This window comes from Enterobacter sp. MGH120 (assembly GCF_001037725.1).
Taxonomy (GTDB): Bacteria; Pseudomonadota; Gammaproteobacteria; order Enterobacterales; family Enterobacteriaceae; genus Enterobacter; species Enterobacter hormaechei_C.
Map to the genome: position 1 here is coordinate 4,499,330 of NZ_KQ089940.1, position 18,065 is coordinate 4,517,394.

The 18,065-nt window shown below is 57.2% G+C and carries 14 protein-coding genes; 6 read left to right on the forward strand and 8 right to left on the reverse strand.

Features of this window, described 5'->3' with window-relative positions; genetic code table 11:
- Positions 1 to 66: 66 nt before the first annotated feature.
- The 4 genes from yjfF to ytfQ form a co-directional block, all read right to left on the reverse strand.
- Positions 67 to 1,068 (reverse strand): galactofuranose ABC transporter, permease protein YjfF, encoded by a 1,002-nt coding sequence (yjfF, locus tag SK54_RS21020; RefSeq protein WP_017383921.1) that lies wholly within the window; start codon positions 1,066 to 1,068, stop codon positions 67 to 69.
- On the reverse strand, positions 1,055 to 2,080 hold the full coding sequence (gene ytfT, locus SK54_RS21025) for a galactofuranose ABC transporter, ATP-binding protein YtfT (RefSeq protein ID WP_017694652.1): 1,026 nt from the start codon (positions 2,078 to 2,080) through the stop codon (positions 1,055 to 1,057). Before ytfT ends, yjfF begins: the two co-directional genes overlap by 14 nt.
- Positions 2,081 to 2,090: 10 nt before the next feature.
- Positions 2,091 to 3,593, reverse strand: a complete 1,503-nt coding sequence (gene ytfR, locus SK54_RS21030; protein ID WP_048247906.1) for a galactofuranose ABC transporter, ATP-binding protein YtfR — start codon at positions 3,591 to 3,593, stop codon at positions 2,091 to 2,093.
- Between the two features lie 103 nt (positions 3,594 to 3,696).
- Positions 3,697 to 4,653 carry a galactofuranose ABC transporter substrate-binding protein YtfQ gene (ytfQ, locus tag SK54_RS21035; protein WP_017383924.1) on the reverse strand — a complete coding sequence of 319 codons (957 nt, stop codon included), beginning with the start codon at positions 4,651 to 4,653 and terminating at the stop codon, positions 3,697 to 3,699.
- Positions 4,654 to 4,962: 309 nt separating this feature from the next.
- Between ytfQ and ppa the strand changes: the two genes are divergently transcribed.
- Positions 4,963 to 5,493 (forward strand): inorganic diphosphatase, encoded by a 531-nt coding sequence (gene ppa / locus SK54_RS21040; RefSeq protein ID WP_006810347.1) that lies wholly within the window; start codon positions 4,963 to 4,965, stop codon positions 5,491 to 5,493.
- Between the two features lie 144 nt (positions 5,494 to 5,637).
- Here the strand turns inward: ppa and SK54_RS21045 are convergent, their stop codons facing one another.
- The 3 genes from SK54_RS21045 to tamA are packed head-to-tail and all read right to left on the reverse strand — an operon-like array spanning position 5,638 to position 11,491.
- Entirely contained in the window at positions 5,638 to 5,982 is a 345-nt protein-coding gene (locus SK54_RS21045; protein WP_017383925.1) for a gamma-glutamylcyclotransferase family protein, read from the reverse strand.
- Positions 5,983 to 5,984: 2 nt separating this feature from the next.
- A complete protein-coding gene (tamB, locus tag SK54_RS21050) occupies positions 5,985 to 9,761 on the reverse strand; it encodes an autotransporter assembly complex protein TamB (RefSeq protein WP_047364831.1) in 3,777 nt (1,258 codons plus the stop codon).
- Positions 9,758 to 11,491 carry an autotransporter assembly complex protein TamA gene (tamA, locus tag SK54_RS21055; RefSeq protein ID WP_017694656.1) on the reverse strand — a complete coding sequence of 578 codons (1,734 nt, stop codon included), beginning with the start codon at positions 11,489 to 11,491 and terminating at the stop codon, positions 9,758 to 9,760. The genes tamB and tamA overlap by 4 nt, the downstream gene beginning before the upstream one ends.
- Before the next feature lie 224 nt (positions 11,492 to 11,715).
- Here tamA and msrA point away from each other — a divergent pair, with 224 nt between their 5' ends.
- The gene (gene msrA / locus SK54_RS21060; RefSeq protein ID WP_006810351.1) at positions 11,716 to 12,357 is read left to right on the forward strand and encodes a peptide-methionine (S)-S-oxide reductase MsrA; all 642 of its coding nucleotides are present in this window, start codon (positions 11,716 to 11,718) and stop codon (positions 12,355 to 12,357) included.
- Here the strand turns inward: msrA and SK54_RS21065 are convergent, their stop codons facing one another.
- Positions 12,358 to 13,416, reverse strand: coding sequence for a LacI family DNA-binding transcriptional regulator (locus SK54_RS21065; RefSeq protein WP_039271936.1), 1,059 nt, complete (start codon positions 13,414 to 13,416; stop codon positions 12,358 to 12,360). It lies immediately after the preceding gene.
- Between the two features lie 192 nt (positions 13,417 to 13,608).
- Between SK54_RS21065 and SK54_RS21070 the strand changes: the two genes are divergently transcribed.
- Genes SK54_RS21070 through SK54_RS21085 form a run of 4 tightly spaced genes read left to right on the forward strand, consistent with a single transcriptional unit; the run spans position 13,609 to position 18,056 of the window.
- Entirely contained in the window at positions 13,609 to 14,760 is a 1,152-nt protein-coding gene (locus tag SK54_RS21070; protein ID WP_048247908.1) for a Gfo/Idh/MocA family protein, read from the forward strand.
- 15 nt (positions 14,761 to 14,775) lie between these two features.
- Positions 14,776 to 15,954, forward strand: a complete 1,179-nt coding sequence (locus SK54_RS21075; protein WP_017383929.1) for a Gfo/Idh/MocA family protein — start codon at positions 14,776 to 14,778, stop codon at positions 15,952 to 15,954.
- A gap of 2 nt (positions 15,955 to 15,956) precedes the next feature.
- The gene (locus SK54_RS21080) at positions 15,957 to 17,024 is read left to right on the forward strand and encodes a Gfo/Idh/MocA family protein (RefSeq protein WP_017383930.1); all 1,068 of its coding nucleotides are present in this window, start codon (positions 15,957 to 15,959) and stop codon (positions 17,022 to 17,024) included.
- 9 nt (positions 17,025 to 17,033) lie between these two features.
- Positions 17,034 to 18,056 carry a Gfo/Idh/MocA family protein gene (locus tag SK54_RS21085; RefSeq protein ID WP_048247910.1) on the forward strand — a complete coding sequence of 341 codons (1,023 nt, stop codon included), beginning with the start codon at positions 17,034 to 17,036 and terminating at the stop codon, positions 18,054 to 18,056.
- Positions 18,057 to 18,065: the final 9 nt, after the last annotated feature.

The following is an 18,065-nucleotide window of genomic DNA, read 5'->3' on the forward strand; positions in this document are numbered from 1 at the left end:
CTGGGCATAAAAAAAGAATATCGGCCGCTACCGGAAAATGTTTAGAGTTTAAGCAATTTCAGCATGTTATCGCTCTGTTAAAGATGTATTCACCCGGGTAACAGGCGAGCTCTGGCGGTTCTCCCACAGCACCGTCAGGCCGCGCTGGAGCGCGATAAAAATAAACAGCAGAATGCCGATGGCGATTTTGGTCCACCAGGAGCTGAGCGTGCCGTCGAAGTTGATATAGGTCTGAATCAGCCCCTGGATCGCCACGCCAAACAGCGTGCCGAGGACTGTCCCCACTCCGCCGCTGAGCAGCGTACCGCCAATCACTACCGAGGCAATGGCGTCCAGCTCAACGCCCACCCCCGCCAGGGCATAGCCTGCCTGGGTATAAACCGAGAATACAATCCCCGCGAGGGTGGCCAGCCCGGTCGAAAGCATGTAGATGCGAATAGTCGTGCTGCGCGTGGAAATTCCCATCAGGTTCGCGGACGTGGCGCTGCCGCCAATGGCATAAACCTGGTTACCAAATCGGGTACGGTGGGCGAGGAAGATCCCGATCACCACCACGCCCAGCATCAGCAGCCCCATTGCGCTCAGGCGCCCCCCGCCGGGGATTTTCCACGCCAGACTGGAGAGCGTGTCGTAGATCGGGTGGTTAATAGGAATTGACTCCTCCGATACCAGATAGCTCACGCCGCGCAGGAAGAACATCCCGGCGAGGGTGATGATAAAGGCCGGGATTTTCAGCGCATCGATCAAAAGCCCCATAAAGGCGCCGAACGCGCAGCCCATGACCAGCACCAGCGGAAAAGCCAGCAGCGGCGAAATCCCCCAAAAGCCAATCGCCTTGGCAAGGAACACGCCGGTAAAGGCGATCACCGACCCAACGGAGAGGTCGATCCCGCCGGAGAGGATCACAAACGTCATGCCGACGGCGATAATGCCTAAAAAGGCATTGTCGGTCAGGATGTTGCAAATCACCCGCGTGGAGGCGAAGCCCGGGAACTGGGTAAGGCAATAGAGGTACCCCAGAACGAACACGCCCAGCGTGATCATTAACGGCAAATTACGTTTTATCATGACCGCGGTTCCCCTTAATGAGAGTGATAAAGCGCGGCGACTGCACGATAAGTACGATAAGCACCACGACCGCTTTGACGACCTGATTCAGCTCCGGCTGGAACCCGGAGAGCAAAATACCGGTATTCATACCCTGAATAATCAACGCCCCCACCACCGAGAGCAGCAAATTAAAACGTCCGCCCATCAGCGATCCACCGCCGATAACCACCGCGAGGATCGCATCCAGCTCGAGCCAGAGTCCGGCGTTATTGGCATCCGCTCCGCGAATATCGGCGGCCACGATCACCCCGGCAATCGCAGCACAGACGCCGCTCAGCACGTAAGTCAGCATCACCATCAGCCGCGTATTTACCCCGGCGTTTTTCGCGGCCCGAATGTTAATCCCCACCGCTTCGATGAACATCCCGAGCGCCGTTTTGCGGGTGAAAAGCCAGAACATCACCAGCGTCACCAGCGCGACGATCACCGGCGTCGGGAAGAACAGAAAATTACCGCTGCCGATCCACGCCAGGCTCGGGGAGTTAAAGGTGACGATTTGACCGGAGGTGATAAGCTGCGCCACACCGCGCCCGGCCACCATCAAAATCAACGTCGCGACAAACGGCTGGATCTTGAGCACCGCGACCAGAATGCCGTTCCACAGCCCGGCAAGCACGCCGGAGCCCAGCGCGGCCAGCAGGACCACCGGCAGGCTGTGCCCGGCGACGGTCATCGAGGCGGCGGTGGCGCCCGCAATCGCCATTACCGCACCGACGGAGAGGTCGATCCCGCCGGTGGCAATGACCAGCGTCATACCAATCGCCAGCAGCGCCACGGGCGCGGCACGGTTTAAGATGTCGATCGGGCTACCAAACAGGCGGCCATCCTGCACGACGATCTGGAAAAAATGCGGAGCCACCAGGCTATCCACCAGCAGCACCAGCAGCAGCGCCACGATTTGCGGCGTGCCGGTCGGCCAGGTGAAGCGGCGCTTCGCTTCGCCAGTTTGCGAAAGAGAACGGGACATCACATTTGACTCCTTACGCCGCGATGGCATTCATGATCGCCGGTACCGACAGTTTATCCAGCGGGATCTCTGCCACCTGCCTGCGATCGCGCATGATGATGACGCGATCGGCATAGCCGACCAGCTCCTCCAGCTCAGATGAGATCACCAGCAGCGCCAGACCGTCGGCGCAGAGCGTTTCGATAAGCCGGATGATTTCGGCGTGCGCGCCCACGTCGATACCGCGCGTGGGCTCGTCGAGGATCAGGAATTGCGGCTTGGTGAGCAGCCAGCGCGAGAGGAGAACCTTCTGCTGGTTACCGCCCGAGAGGAACTCGATGGGCTGTTCCGCGCTCGGGGTACGTATACCGAGCTGGCGGATGAAGCGCTCGGCAATCGCGTTCTGCTCGCGCTTAGGGATCGGACGCAGCCAGCCGCGCTGGGCCTGTAGCGCCAGAATGATGTTTTCCCGCACCGAGGCGGCGGCAATAATCCCGTCCGTTTTCCTGTCCTCCGGGCAGAAGCCCACGCCGAGGCACGACGCCTGATGCGGTGAACGTAGCGTTTGTGGTTTGCCTTTGATCAGCGCCGTTCCGCTGTCGGCAGGTTTGATCCCGAAGATGACTTCGGCGGTTTCGGTGCGCCCGGAGCCTAACAGCCCCGCCAGACCCACAATTTCACCGGGGCGTACCTCAAGGTTAAACGGCGCGATGGTCCCTTTTCTGCCGTAATCGTGAAACGCGGCGATCGGTTTTTCGCTCAGCAGCGTACGGCCCGCGCGCTGAAGCGCGTTGGTCTCGAGCTCGCGGCCCAGCATCATTTTGACCAGCTCTATCTGCGGCAGCTCGCGGGTTTCCCGGCAGCCGACAAAGCTGCCGTTGCGCAGCACCGTTATACGGTCGCTCACCTCGTAAACCTGATCGAGGAAATGCGTCACGAAAATCAGGCTGACGCCCTGATTACGCAGCTGGCGCATCAGGGTAAAAAGCATCTCCACTTCCTGGGTATCGAGGCTGGCGGTGGGTTCATCGAGGATCAGCACTTTCGCCGAGAGATCGATAGCGCGACAGATCGCGACGATTTGCTGCATCGCTACGGAAAAACGGTTCAGCGGTTCGCGCACGTCGAGAGAGAAGCCATACGATTCCATCAGCTTCGCGGCGCGCGCTTCCATCTCTTTGCGGCGCAGCAGGCCAAAACGTCTGGGTTCGCGGCCAATAAACAGGTTATCCGCTACCGACATGTTTGGCAGCAGGTTCACTTCCTGGTAGACCGTGCCGATCCCCAGTTGCTGGGCATGCGCGGTGTTTTTGGGCGAAATGGTGTTACCTTCCAGCCAGATAGCGCCGCGATCGGCGTGATAGACCCCGGTCAGGGTTTTAATCAGCGTCGACTTCCCCGCCCCGTTTTCGCCGAGCAACGCCATGATCTCCCCACGCCGCAGGCTGAAATCAACGTTATCCAGCGCCTTAACGCCAGGGAAAAATTTACTCAGGCCCTCTGTGCGGAGGATTTCCTGGTGTTGTTCGGTGGTCATGGTTTCCCCCTGCATCAGGCCGGATGACGCTACGCTTATCCGGCCTACAAAAGAGCGTATCGTAGGCCGGGTAAGCGCAGCGCCACCCGGCAATTTCACTGGATCAGTAGCCCATATTTTTCTTCTTCTCTAACTCTTCTTTCGCCGTGTCCGGCAGGTAGAGCGTGGATTTGGTGATGGTCAACTTCTCAGGCTGGGTGCCGTCTTTCTTGAATTTCTCCAGCGCATCGAATGCCGGGCCCGCCATATTTGGCGTCAGCTCCACGCTGGCGTTCGCTTCGCCGTCAATCATCGCTTTGTAGATGTCCGGTACGCCGTCGATCGAGCCGGTGAGGATATCTTTGCCCGGCTTCAGGCCCGCTTCTTTGATGGCCTGGATGGCGCCGATCACCATGTCGTCGTTGTGGGCGTAAACCATGCAGATATTTTTGCCGTTATTTTCTGCCTTGATGAAGCTTTCCATGACCTCTTTACCCTTACTACGGGTGAAGTCGCCGGACTGAGAACGGATGATCTTAATGTTTGGTGCTTTGGCGATGGCCTCCGCGAAACCTTTCTTACGGTCGATAGCCACGCTCGCCCCGACGGTGCCCTGCAACTCAACCACGTTACACGGCTTGCCATCCACCTGCTTCACCAGCCAGTCACCAATCAGTTTGCCTTCCAGCACGTTATCGGCGGTGACGGTGGTCATATAGAGAGATTTGTCTTTTACGTCGATGGAACGGTCGAGCAGGAAGACCGGAATTTCAGCATCTTTGGCTTCCTTCAGCACCGGCTCCCAGCCCGTGGCGACAACCGGGGCAATAAAGATGGCATCCACGCCCTGAGCGATAAACGAACGCACCGCTTTAATCTGGTTCTCTTGCTTTTGCTGACCATCGGCGATTTTCAGCGTAATACCGCGCTTTTCGGCCTCACTTTTCGCCACATTCGTTTCAGCGGCGCGCCAGCCAGATTCAGATCCGACCTGCGAAAATCCAACGGTTAAGGGTGCGGCCATCGCCATAGACGACATGGCTGCCGAAACTGCTGTAACAAGAAGTAAGCGCTTCCACATATGAACGTCCTCGTAGGGTAGGTTATTGTTGGTTAAAAGATGTTCCGCGGATGAACTATAGCCAATGGAATATGTTACGGATTGCGTTACATCACACTTCAGAAAAGTGAATAAAACGTTAATCACAAGTTTGTAATCGCTTTCATTTCAACATTTAAAATGCGGCTGAGTTTATGGATTATCCTGTCATGGAAACGGTCTGAAAAGTGAAGGCGCGAGGGAGAGAAGACGAAAACAGGCGGAGACTTTCAGCGCCAGTTGGCTATAATACCTGCCACTTGTTTACCATCCATTTTAAAGGACACCGACATGAGCTTACTCAACGTCCCTGCGGGTAAAGAACTGCCAGAAGACATCTACGTTGTGATCGAAATCCCGGCCAACGCAGATCCAATCAAATACGAAATCGACAAAGACACCGGTGCGCTGTTCGTCGACCGTTTCATGTCTACCGCCATGTTCTATCCGTGCAACTACGGCTACATCAACCACACTCTGTCTCTGGACGGTGACCCGGTTGACGTACTGGTCCCAACGCCATATCCATTGCAGCCAGGCTCCGTCATTCGCTGCCGTCCTGTTGGCGTGCTGAAAATGACTGACGAAGCGGGTGAAGATGCGAAACTGGTTGCCGTACCGCACACCAAGCTGAGCAAAGAGTACGATCACATTAAAGATGTGAACGACCTGCCAGAGCTGCTGAAAGCGCAGATCGCCCACTTCTTCGAGCACTACAAAGATCTCGAAAAAGGCAAATGGGTTAAAGTTGAAGGCTGGGATAACGCAGAAGCGGCGAAAGCAGAAATCATCGCCTCTTTCGAACGTGCTGCTAAGAAGTAATTCTTACTGCTGAGACTAAGCCCCGCGCGTCGGGGCTTTTTTGTGCCTGGAGAGTTTCGCCCGGCGGCGCTACGCTTGCACGGGCCTACAATCAGCAAGAGGCGCAAAACGACAACGCCACCTTTACGGTGGCGTTGTCGTTTTTCAGAACTGGTCTCTGTCTAACCAGTTACCGCTTTCAATCAACGTTAACCCGTCGACCGAACGTTGGTACACGTACATCCATGCACTGCCGTAAGGCGTCTGGATCAACTGGCGAGCGTATTCACCGCCCCTGGTGCGCAAGGCATCAAGTTCGGCCAGCGTGGCATTATCAATACGATAAACCTCACCCTGTACCGTTCCGTTCCCCGGAACCGCGCCTGGATAGTGGCCCAGACTGTACAACTGGTAGTTTTCGATTGTGTAATTTCCCAGCAACTGGGCGTTGGTCATCCAGTGGCTGTTGCCTTGCCTGGTTCGTAAACTGCCGTAAACAAATATTCGCATTGCTAAAACTCAAACTGATAGAGCAGATCAAGTGCCTGGTCTACGCCGGACACTGCTTCCAGATATAGCTTAGGCATCAGGCGATAACGTAACGTGAGTGTAGCCAGTGAGTCAAAGATCCCCACGCCATATTTTACCTGTAGACCCGGCAGTACATAGCCGCTGACCACTACCTGCGAAGAGTCACCCACGCCCTGAGTGTCCAGCGCCAGATTGCTTACGCCAAACGTCTCGCCGATTTTACCCACAACCTGACCACTTTGTGCAACCCCCAGACCGACTAACATTGATGTCATTGCCGCACCATCGCCCTGTTGGCTATCCAGACCCTGGCCGCGAAGGAGGTAAGAGAGCGCTTCCTGTTGCGACATGGCCGGGTCAGAGAAGATCTCTGCCTTAGGTTCATCGGCGGAGCCCGTCACGCGCACGCCTGCAATCACATCATCTTCGGTGGCTTCCGGGTTACGGATCGCTTCGATATTGAGTACTGGCTGATCCGGTGGACCGGAGAACAGCAGCTCGCCTTTACGCACAATCAAATCCTGACCGTAGGCATGGAAGCGCCCTTCAGGAATATTGATTTGTCCATTGAGGCCAAGTCCCTGTTGATCCTGCGCCACTTTCAGGTCACCCGTGAGTCTCGCCTTCAGCCCAAACGCGTCCAAACGCACGTTATTCCCCACGTGCACGATAAGATTACTATTGATCGGTATGCCAGCGCTCTTCTGTTCAACAGGTTTCAGATTTTCATTGAGCATAACTTCGTCACTGGAGACGCCAACCGCGCTTTCCGGCACCTCGTGAACCACGATGCGCGCCCACGGTACGTCAACACGGCCGTCCAGGGTGAAGAGACTCGGCGTTGCCTCAAAGACCACGTCTGGCGACACGTCCAGGCGCACCATCGGCGGTACCGTGATACGCACCCTGCTGCCCTTGGCCGCAATACGGGCGCGCCAGTTGTCGAGCTGGCTCCAGTCTGCGTCACCGCTCAGGTTGATTTGTCCCTGCTGCGTCAGTACTGAGCCACTGAGGGTTGAGCTTTGGCCGTTAAAGTTCATCGCCAGCTGGCTTGGCTGCATATCGAACGGCATAAAGTTACCGTCAATGTCCACGCCGTTTAACCGCATCTGGCCAAACAGCTGTGGGCTTTGCGCATCCCCCGCCAGACGCAGGTTGGCGCTGAGCATCCCCGCCGCCTTTTCTCCCCGCGAGAAGATCGGATTCACCATCGCCAGGTTGAAGTTGCGAATATTGACGTTGCCGCCGAGATTGCGCCGCCCTTGCGGATCGGTAATTTGCACCTGTCCGTCAAACTGACCGTTGTTGGTCAGGCGGATCAGCCATCCCAGTTCCGCACGATTGTTACGCAGGTCAGCGTTCACATTCAGGGTGTCGAACGCCACCGGCAGCGGCGCGTCATTGACCTCCTGCGTCACCTTCACGTTACGTCCGGAGAGGGTAACGCTGCCCTGCGGCAGTCCCTCTTTGGTGGTGTCCCACGCGACGTCCGCTTTGCCGCTGAAGACCCCGCTGGCCTGGGTGGTTTCCGGCATAAACGGTTTCAGCATCGCCAGGTCGAAACGGTTGAGGTTGATCTGCGCGCGTCCTTCCGCGCCCGCATCAATGGTCTGCGGCACGCACAGCTCAGCATTCGGGTTGGTCCAGCAGTGTGGCCCAATGCTGATCTTTTGCTCCGCGTTGCGGTAATCCAGCGCGACAGACCGCGACAGCACCAGCGGGCCGACCGGCGTGCTGAAGCGGGTGTTATCCAGCACGCCTTTCCAGCGCGTCGCCTGGCGGTCAAAACTGCCCGTCAGGTGCAGCTGCCCGGAGACCGGCTCGCCCTGCACGCGTAGCTGGAGATCGTGCTGCTTTTCGTTACCTTTTGCCGCCAGCGTGACCAGACTGATGTTCACGTCCGGCTGAGAGATACGCTCCACGCGCAGATCCAGGTTTCCGCCGATCTGATCGGTGGATTTCACGTCTCCCTCGACACGCACGCGGGCAATAGAAAGTTCCTGCCAGCGCAGGTTATTGGCGGTGATGTCCGCCAGCAGCTGCGGCGCCTCCACCGTACCGCGAACCTTCACTAACCCCTTCGCCGTGCCGCCAAGACCCGGCAGGGCGTTATCGAGATTTGGCGCGTCGATGGTGGCATCCAGATTGAGGTCTTTCACGCCCAGCTCGCCTTTGATATCCGCCGTGTTGCGACCCAGCGCCACGTGCAGGCCCGGGATCACCCACTGGAGATAGCTGTTGCCCTTAAGCGAGCCCTCTACGTTGACTTTGTTCTGCTTCACGTTGCCGGTGAGCTTGAGTTCCGGCACGTCCATCTGCCAGGTGCCACCGTACAGGCTACCGCGGGTTTTGATCAGGCCATCCAGTTTTGACGGCCAGTCCGGGACCTCTTTAGCGGTGTTGATCCCGGTCAGCTTCAGCTCGCCGCGCCAGCTGATCGCCTGCTGCCAGTCGAGCAGCGCGGTCAGCTCGGTTTTTCCTTCCAGCGCCGCCACGGTCAGCTTGTCGAGGTTAACCTGCAACTCGTTACCCTTCGCATCCAGGGTGATATCGGCGGGCGGTACCCCCTGCCCCTTCACTGCCGTGCGGAACGACAGCGTGTAGTCGGTCATTTTGCCACTCAGCTTAAGCTTCAGATCGTCAGCCTGGAACTGTTTTTCGCCGGTGAACGGCCAGTAAAGCTGCTTGCTGACAACCTCAAGGTTGAGCGGTAAACCGGCCTCTGCCAGCTGGATTTGCCCGCGCAGCACCATATCCACCGGTCCGGAGAGGTTCACGCCGAACTCCAGCTTCTCGCGCAGCGCGCCGCCGACTTTCACCTTCACCTTTTCGCCTTTCAGCGGATCGATGTTCAGGGCGCTGTTCAACGTAATATCTACCGGCCAGTTGTCGCGCAGCAGCGCATTGCCTGAGGCGTTGACCGACCCCTGGTTAGTATCAATATCCAGCGCGTCGAGCTTCATGTTGCCGTCGATACTGCTGACTTTAAGCAGCATGTTGAAGACCGTCAGATCGGTATCGCCGGTCAGACGCAACTGCTCGCCCTTAAACTCTTCGATATTGAGGTTCAGCGGCAGATGCACGTCGGTCATCTCCGGCAGAACCGGTTTCGAGAAGAGATCTTTCAGCGTTTCGCCCAGCGGTTTTTCTTCCGGCTGCGGGTTCTGGATCTTCGGCTCGACGATCTCTTCCTGCGCCACGTCGGCCACCTTCGGTAGCGCAATCAGCAGCCCTTGCAGGGAGGTTGGGGTCAGGGTGAGGTTTTTCTCCTGCCAGCGCAGACCGGAGGTGAAATCCATCACGGATACCGTCGTGTCGTCGATTTTGATATTCACATTATCCAGTGCGACCCGGTAAAGCGCAATCGGGTACGGCGTGGAGAGGTTCAGCGGGCCGCTGTCCTCTTCTTCGACAGGCTCGGACTTCGGCATTTTTTTGGAATCTATCGCCACGTTAACGTCTTTTAGCGACAGATCGTTTACGCACAGCTGGCTGTCCCGCAGGCAGCCGAGCTTGACCGCCAGATGAAACTCGCCCGCGTTCACCGCCACACCGGGCTGTTCATAACGGATATTCTTCAGGCGCAGATCGCGCCAGCCGCCCGTGACCTGGCCGATTTCCAGCCCCGGCACCCAGCGGTTCGCGGCGTTAAACAGCAAATGCAGGCCCGTGGTGGTGCCCACCAGAAACGCCACCGTACCGAGCAGTAATACGATAAAAATCAGCACCCCGAGGCTTATCTTCTTCCATAAACTCATAATTCAGGCCCCAGACCGATGTAAAACTGTAAACCGTGTTCGTCTTTGTCGCCCACCGGAACGGCGAAATCGAGCTTGATGGGCCCGACCGGTGACTGCCAGCGCACGCCTACGCCCGCGCCGGTTTTGAAATCGCTGCGGCGGATATCGTTCACCGCTTCACCGCCGTCAACGAACATCGCTCCCCACCACTTGCCGCTGACGTTGTACTGGTACTCCAGCGAGCCAGTCGCCAGTTTTGACGCCCCGGTCAACTGGCCTTTGTCGTTTTCAGGTGAGATCGATTTGTACTTATACCCGCGAATGCTGCGGTCGCCCCCGGCGAAGAAGCGCAGATCCGGCGGGACGCGTTCGAAATCACCGGTTTCGATCCAGCCGAGATTACCGCGCATCACAAAGCGGTGTTTGTCGTACAGCGTGCGGATCCAGACGTTTTGCGCCTGAAAGACGGAGAAGTCTACGTCGGAGCCCCAGGCGGTGTTGGAGTAATCGATGGAGTAGCGCTGAGAATCGCCCCAGGTCGGCATCAGGCCACCGCGCGAGCGGGTACGGCTGATCATCACGCCCGGATAAAGCAGCATGGTGGTGTTGGTGACGTTTGCCTGGGTAAAGTGGTCGAGGCTCCAGCGCAGGTTAATGGCGCGCTGCCAGCCGCTGGAGAGATCCCAGAAGCGTGATACCGCAAGCGTCGTCGAGTCCTGCTCGGTATCGTTCAAATCGGTACGCTTAAAGCCGCCCTGCACGAGGTAGTATTGCTCAAGCGGATTTTTCAGCAGCGGCATTTTATAGCTGAAGTCCAGCTGCTGTTCAGGCGCAGACAGGCTGACGCTGGTGGTCAGGCTGTGGCCGTAGGAGTTCATCCACGGTTTTTTCCATGAGGCTTTCACGCGCGGGCCGACGTCCGTGGAGTAGCCAACACCGGTCTCAATGGTGTTCTCGGTGCGCGGAGAGACCACGCCATGCAGCGGTAACACTTTCGTTTTACGGGATTTATCAAATTCCGGCGCTACCACCACGGAGTTAAACCAGCCCGTCGCGGACAAACGACGGTTCAGCTCGCCCAGGTCGCTGGACTGGTAGTAGTCGCCCTTTTTAAACGGCACCAGATTTTGCAGATACTCGTCACGGATTTGCGATCCTTCGAAGGTCACATCGCCAAACCGGTAGCGCTCGCCGCTGTCGTAATCGATATCCCAGAATGCCTGACGTCGCTCAAGCGCAACGCCCAGCTGGCTTTTGTTGAACCGGCTGTCGAAGTAGCCTTTGCGCAGCGAAACGCTGGTTAAGGATTTTTTAAAACGATCGTAATCCCCGTGATTGAGCACGGTGCCCACTTTCGGACGGGTGCTGAGCAGATCCAGGTAGTCCCGATCGGTGCGCGCACCGCCGCGCAGCACCACGTTCGTGCCGCCAATCAGGACGGGTTCGCCCGGCGAGACGCGGGCAATCAACACCTGGCGTCCTTTCGCCGGCGGCGGGCGTAAATCGAAATCGATGGTGGGTTCATAGTACCCCAACGCCTTTAAGCCTTCGCGGATGGCGTCATCCACGCGCGCGCGAAAACGCCGATCCGGCGTGACCTCATCGCTCTGGATGGTAGAAAGCTGCGCACGCACGTTTTTTTCCAGCGCCCCGGATAACCCCTCAACCTGCAAACGGACATTCGCCGCGCTGGCAATCCCGCTGGTCAGCATTAAACTGACTAAACATAACTGGCGGATCTTTGTCACGTTTTCTCCTGAATATCCCTGTTTCCACCCTGGAAGCAAATGCAGTGCCGCTCCGCGGCAAAATACGGCCTGAAAGCCAAAAACCCAAATTACGGGTTGAAAAAGGGTGTAACACCCAAATATTTCTTATGATTAAATCTAGACTCATTCATCGCATTTATTGTGTTCAATTAAACGCTTCGTGACAACCTTAACCGAAACAACGCTACCCCGGAGGCCCCACCGTGAGTTTATTTGATAAAAAGCATCTGGTATCACAAGCCGATGCGTTACCGGGACGCAACACCCCTATGCCAGTGGCGACATTACACGCCGTAAACAACCATTCAATGACAAACGTTCCTGATGGAATGGAGATCGCCCTGTTTGCCATGGGCTGCTTCTGGGGCGTAGAACGCCTGTTCTGGCAACTGCCGGGCGTGTACAGCACCGCTGCGGGCTACACCGGAGGATATACGCCTAACCCAACCTACCGCGAAGTCTGTTCCGGTGAGACCGGTCATGCTGAAGCGGTGCGTGTGGTGTATGACCCGAGCGTCATTAGCTATGAACAGCTGCTCCAGGTGTTCTGGGAAAACCATGACCCGGCGCAGGGCATGCGTCAGGGTAACGATCACGGCACCCAATACCGTTCGGCCATCTATCCGCTCACCCCAGAGCAGGAGGCCGCCGCCCACGCCAGCCTGACGCGTTTCCAGGAAGCGATGCAGGCGGCCGGTGATAAACGTCAGGTCACGACGGAAATCGCTACCGCGAAACCGTTCTACTATGCCGAAGACGACCACCAGCAGTACCTGCATAAAAATCCGTACGGCTACTGCGGTATCGGCGGCATTGGCGTTTGCCTGCCTCCCCAGCAGGCCTGATTACTGCAACAGCGCCACGCGAGCCGCGTGGCGCGTGGCATTACTCACCGAACCGTAATCAATGACTTTCCCCTGCAACAGCAGGTTAAACACTGGCGCCTGTGGTCGGTTGAGCCGCGTTTGCAGCAAATGCACCGCTTCTATACCCAAATCCCGACAGGGCACCGTGATCCCCGTAATGGGCTTTTCAAGCCGGTTTGCTAAATTCCACGCAAAATCGGTGGTGATGATGGAGATGTCTTCCGGCACGCGCAGCCCATGCCGCTGTAACGCCTTCAGCACACCCTCGGTCATGCTGGTGCTGTTGGGAAAAATGACCTCAGGCCACTGCGCTCTGTCGTGACGTAACAGCCACGCATCCAGCTCGCGCTCAGCCTCTTCAGCGGTAAACCACTCCGTGACCAGTAAATCCCGCTGCGGCTCAAACGCCACATGAAAATGCCGGTACGCTTCTTTAATTCCATCCAGCCGGGCATAGAGCGTGTCCCGGCGTAAACAGGTGATGGTCAGCACCCGGCGATGCCCCTGCTCGAAAAGATATTGCATCGTGGTAAAGCCGATTGCGCGATGATCGGGCGAAACCGAATCCAGCACCCGGTCCCGGTCGACGGAATTAATTAATACACAGGGTTTATTCAGCGTGCTGGCCAGCTTAAATATGGTGGAATCATCCGTACCAATGATAATTATTGCGTTAATATTTTTATGGCTTGCCTTTTCCATAAATAATTTCACGTCCGCATTTTGTTCCTCTAATCCGCAATAACTGATCCAGACATTATGTGGCGCGCTGGCTTCCGCAATGCCTTTGGTCACTTCCAGATAAAAAATATCCCCACGCCCCTGAAACGTTCTTTCAGGCGCAAATACAGCGATTCCGTTAATTAAAAGCCGTCCGCTCGCCATCGACTCCAGCACGCCAAGCTCCCGTGCGATGCGGACAATGGCTTCCCGGGCCTTATCGCTGGTATAAGACTTGCCGCTCAACACCCTGGAAACCGTGCTCACGGAATATCCCGTCAGGGATGCGATCTCCTCCATTTTTAACTTGCCCGGCATAGTGTGACCTCGCTCTCAATCAGTTTTTGCAAATATTTGCAGAAACAGCGCTTTGATTTTAAAACCAAATTTCAAAATGGTTGGAGTTTACTTATTCACCTTGCGAGTATTCTCACAAAAACACATTGTCGCTACGTCTCGCCTTTCCTATTTTTCGGTCATCACGCTTTTTGGCTGAAATTAAGGTGAGACATGGAGAAGGTACGTTTTGGCATTATTGGTATAGGTAATATCGGTACGGTCCACGCACGCTATTTAATGGCCGGAACCGTCAGCGACGCCTGCCTTACGGCGGTGTGCGATAACGCGCCGGAAAAGCATCCGGCCATTCGGCAGCTGGTTGGCGGCATTCCGCTGTTCAGTGATGCGCAGGAGATGCTCCAGAGCGGGCTTATCGATGCGGTCATTGTCGCCACGCCGCATTACGATCACCCGCACCTGTCGATGCTGGCGATGCGCCACGGCATTCATACCCTGTGTGAGAAGCCAGCAGGCGTCTACACCGCGCAGGTCCAGGAGATGAACGCCTGCGCCCGGGAGTGCGACGTGGTGTTCGGCATCATGTATAACCAGCGGCCCAACCCGCTGTATCAGAAAGTGAAAGATCTGATCGACAGCGGCGAGCTGGGCGAGATCCGCCGCTCCAACTGGATCATCACCAACTGGTATCGCTCGCAGAGTTACTACAACTCCGGCGGCTGGCGCGCCACCTGGAAAGGGGAAGGCGGCGGCGTGCTGCTCAACCAGGACCCGCACCAGCTCGATCTCTGGCAGTGGCTGGTGGGCATGCCGGTTCGTCTGCGCGCGTTTTGCCAGTTCGGTAAGCATCGCGATATCGAAGTGGAAGACGAGGTGACAGCCTACGCCGAATATGCCAGTGGCGCGACCGGCGTGTTCATTACCACCGTCGCGGAAACACCGGGTACCAACCGCCTGGAGATTGTCGGCGATCGCGGCAAAGTGGTCGTCGACGAGGGCAAACTGCGCTACTGGCGGCTGCGCGAATCGGAAACCGAGTTTAACGCTCGCTGGCAGAATGGCTTCGGTGAGCCGGAATGCTGGGAGGTTTCTGTCCCTGTTGCCCCGGAATACAGCGAGCACCACGTCATCACCGCCAACTTCTGCGCCGCCGTGCTGCGCGGCGAGCCGTTGATTGCACCGGGTCTGGACGGCATTCGCGGTTTAACCCTCTCTAACGCCATGCACCTCTCCACCTGGACGGACGACTGGGTTGAGCTACCGCTGAACGAAAAGCAATACCTGCGCCTGCTTCAGCAGCGCATCAGCACCTCTGTAGATAAAGGGGCCACCAGCATCACGCTGGATGCCGCGGGTACCTGGTAACACCGGAGAAAATCGATGTTAAATGTCGCCATTGTGGGAACAGGAAATATCTCCCATAACCATATTCAGGGTTATTTGCAGTTTGGACAGCGCTGCCGGATCGTTGCGCTGGTTGATATCTATCCGGAGAAAGCGGAAGAGAAAAAAGCGCGTTACGGCCTGACGGACGCCCGCGTGTACGCCAGCCACCGGCAGCTGCTGGAGGATGCGCTTCCCATCGATATCGTTGACGTCTGCACCCCGCCCTATGTCCATGCGGAGATCAGCATTGATGCGCTTCATGCCGGCTGCCATGTGCTGTGTGAAAAACCGATGGCCGCCTCGCTGGAGGAGTGTGATGCGATGATCGCCGCCCAGCAGGCCAGCGGAAAAACGCTCTCCATTATTGCCCAGAACCGCTTTACCGATGCCTTCTGGCGCTTAAAAGCGGCGCTGGATTCCGGCCTCGCCGGAAAAATATGCCATGCGCAGGTGGATTCCTTCTGGTGGCGCGGACATTGCTACTACGACCTGTGGTGGCGCGGCACGTGGGAAAAGGAAGGGGGCGGCTGCACGCTGAACCACGCGGTGCACCATATTGACGCCATTCAGTGGATGCTCGGCTTCCCGTCTGAGGTGGTGGCGATGATGACCAACGTGGCCCATGACAACGCCGAAGTGGAAGACCTTAGCGCCGCGATATTCAAATACCCCAGCGGCGCACTCACCCAGCTTACCGCCTCGGTAGTACACCACGGGGAAGATCAGAAGATCATTATCCAGGGTGATAAAGCGCGCATCTCCGCCCCATGGCAGGCTTATGCCAGCGTGAGTGCTGACAACGGCTTCCCGCAGGAGACCAACGATATTGAGCGAGAAGCCCTGCTTGACGCCGTTTTTCAGGCGACGCCCAGGCTCGAATGGACTCTGCACACCGGGCAGATTAACGACCTGCTTCAGAGCATTGAGCGCGGTACGGCCCCGCTGGTGGACGGCGTGCAGGGTAAGCGCTCGCTGGAGCTGATTACTGCGATGTATAAATCAGCCATTACCCGCAGTGTCGTTTCCCTGCCTGTTGGCCGCGATGATCCGTTTTACCGTACCGGCGGGACGAACGCCCTCGCCCCCCGTTTTTATGAAAAATCCGCAAGCGTCGCCAACTTCAGCGAAGTGGGCGCTATCCCTCTGGGTAAAGATCTGGATCGAGGACTGTAACCATGAACAAGAATGACGGAATGAACTACGCGCCGGTGGGCAAACCGCAGCCGGTGGTGCAGGCGGGTGAATTTGTATTTGCCGCCGCCGCGCTCGACCACGGCCATATCTACGGAATGTGTAATGGCCTGATTGAAGCAGGTGCCACGCTGAAGTGGGTTTACGATCCCGATCCGGCGAAAGTGGACACATTTGTTCAGCAGTACCCGCAGGTGAAGGTGGCTGATTCCCTGGACGTTATTCTCGCCGATGGCGACGTGCGCCTGGTGGCCGGGGCGGCCATCCCCTCCGAACGCTGTGCGCTGGGGCTGAAGGCGATGACGGCTGGCAAAGACTACTTCACGGACAAAGCGCCGCTCACCACCCTTGAACAGCTGGCAGACGCCAAAGCGATGGTGGAGAAAACCGGGAAAAAATACGCGGTCTACTACAGCGAGCGTCTGCACGTGGAAAGCGCGGTCTTTGCCGGGCAGCTGGTACAGCAAGGCGCCATTGGTCGCGTGGTGCAAACCCTGGGCATGGGGCCGCACCGGGAAGGGACTGGCCGCCCGGACTGGTTCTACGATCGCCGCTATTTCGGCGGCATCCTGTGCGACATCGGCAGCCACCAGATCGAGCAGTTCCTGTTTTATACCGGCAACCGCGACGCCACCGTGGTCGCCAGCCAGGTGCGCAACGTTAACCACCCGCAGTATCCCGCATTCGAAGATTTTGGCGACGCCATGCTCAAAGGAGAAAACGGCGCCAGCGGCTATTTCCGTTGTGACTGGTTCACTCCTGACGGGCTCTCTACCTGGGGCGATGGTCGCCTGACGCTGCTCGGTACCGACGGGTATATCGAGATCCGTAAATATGTCGATCTCACCCGGGGCGAGCAGGATGTCGTCTACCTCGTCAATAACGAGGGCGAGTTCCGCTATCCTGTGGCCGGGCAGGTTGGGTTCCCGTACTTTGGCGAACTGATCCTCGACTGCCTGCACCGCACCGAAAATGCCATGACTCAGGCGCATGCTTTCAAAGCTGCCGAACTGTGCGTGAAAGCACAAATGCTCGCAAACGCAGCTGACTAAGGGGACGACATGAACATCCTGAACACGGCGATTATCGGTGCCGGGGCTATTCACAGTTGCCATGTGAATGCCCTGAGGCAAATCCCCAATGTCGCGCTGCGCGCGCTGGTCGATATCGACAGCGTCAAAGGACTGAAGCTGGCGATGAACTATCAGTGCCGCTTTTATCAGGATTACCGGGAAATGCTGCTGGATGACAGCATCGACGTGGTGCATATCTGCACGCCCCACTTCGAGCACAAAAACATGATTCTGGCGGCGCTGGCCGCCGGGAAACATGTCTTTTGCGAAAAACCGGTGGGCATGAACAGCAGCGAGCTTGCCGACATTGCCTCTGCCACCGCGCAGGCACCCGGCAGGCTCGGCGTCTGCTACCAGAACCGGCTCAATCCGACCAGCCTGCGCATTCGCAAGGAGCTGGCGGAAGGCGTACTGGGAAAGATGTTAAGTATCAAAGCTGTGCTGACCTGGTCCCGCTCGGGGGCGTATTACACGGAAAGCCCGTGGCGCGGGCAGCTGGCAACGGAAGGCGGAAGCCTGCTAATCAACCAGGCGATCCATACCCTCGATCTGATGCAGTGGTTTGCGGGTGGCGTCACGCGGCTGAAGGGGGTAGTCGACAGCGGGGAACTGGCTGACGTCACGCAAGGGGAAGACAGCGCGATGGCCACGCTTCACTTTACCAACGGTGCGCGCGGTCTGTTTTATGCCAGCAACTGCCACACCACGGATTCCCCCCTCTGTCTGGAGATCCACTGCGAGCGCGGCTCACTGCTGCTCAACGACAACACGCTCTGGCGCATAACGCCCGGCGAACGATTTCGCCTGGAAAGCGATGCCTCTCCTGATGGCACCGCAAAAAGTTACTGGGGATTAGGACACCAGCAGGCGATCCGCCGTTTTTATCACGCTATTCATCACCCGGAGAGTACGGATTTTACCGATATTTGTACCGCCGGAAAATCACTCAAGATTGTGGAGGCTTTTTATCGGTCATCTCAGTTAAGACAATGGATAGATATTAATAATTAGAACGTCACG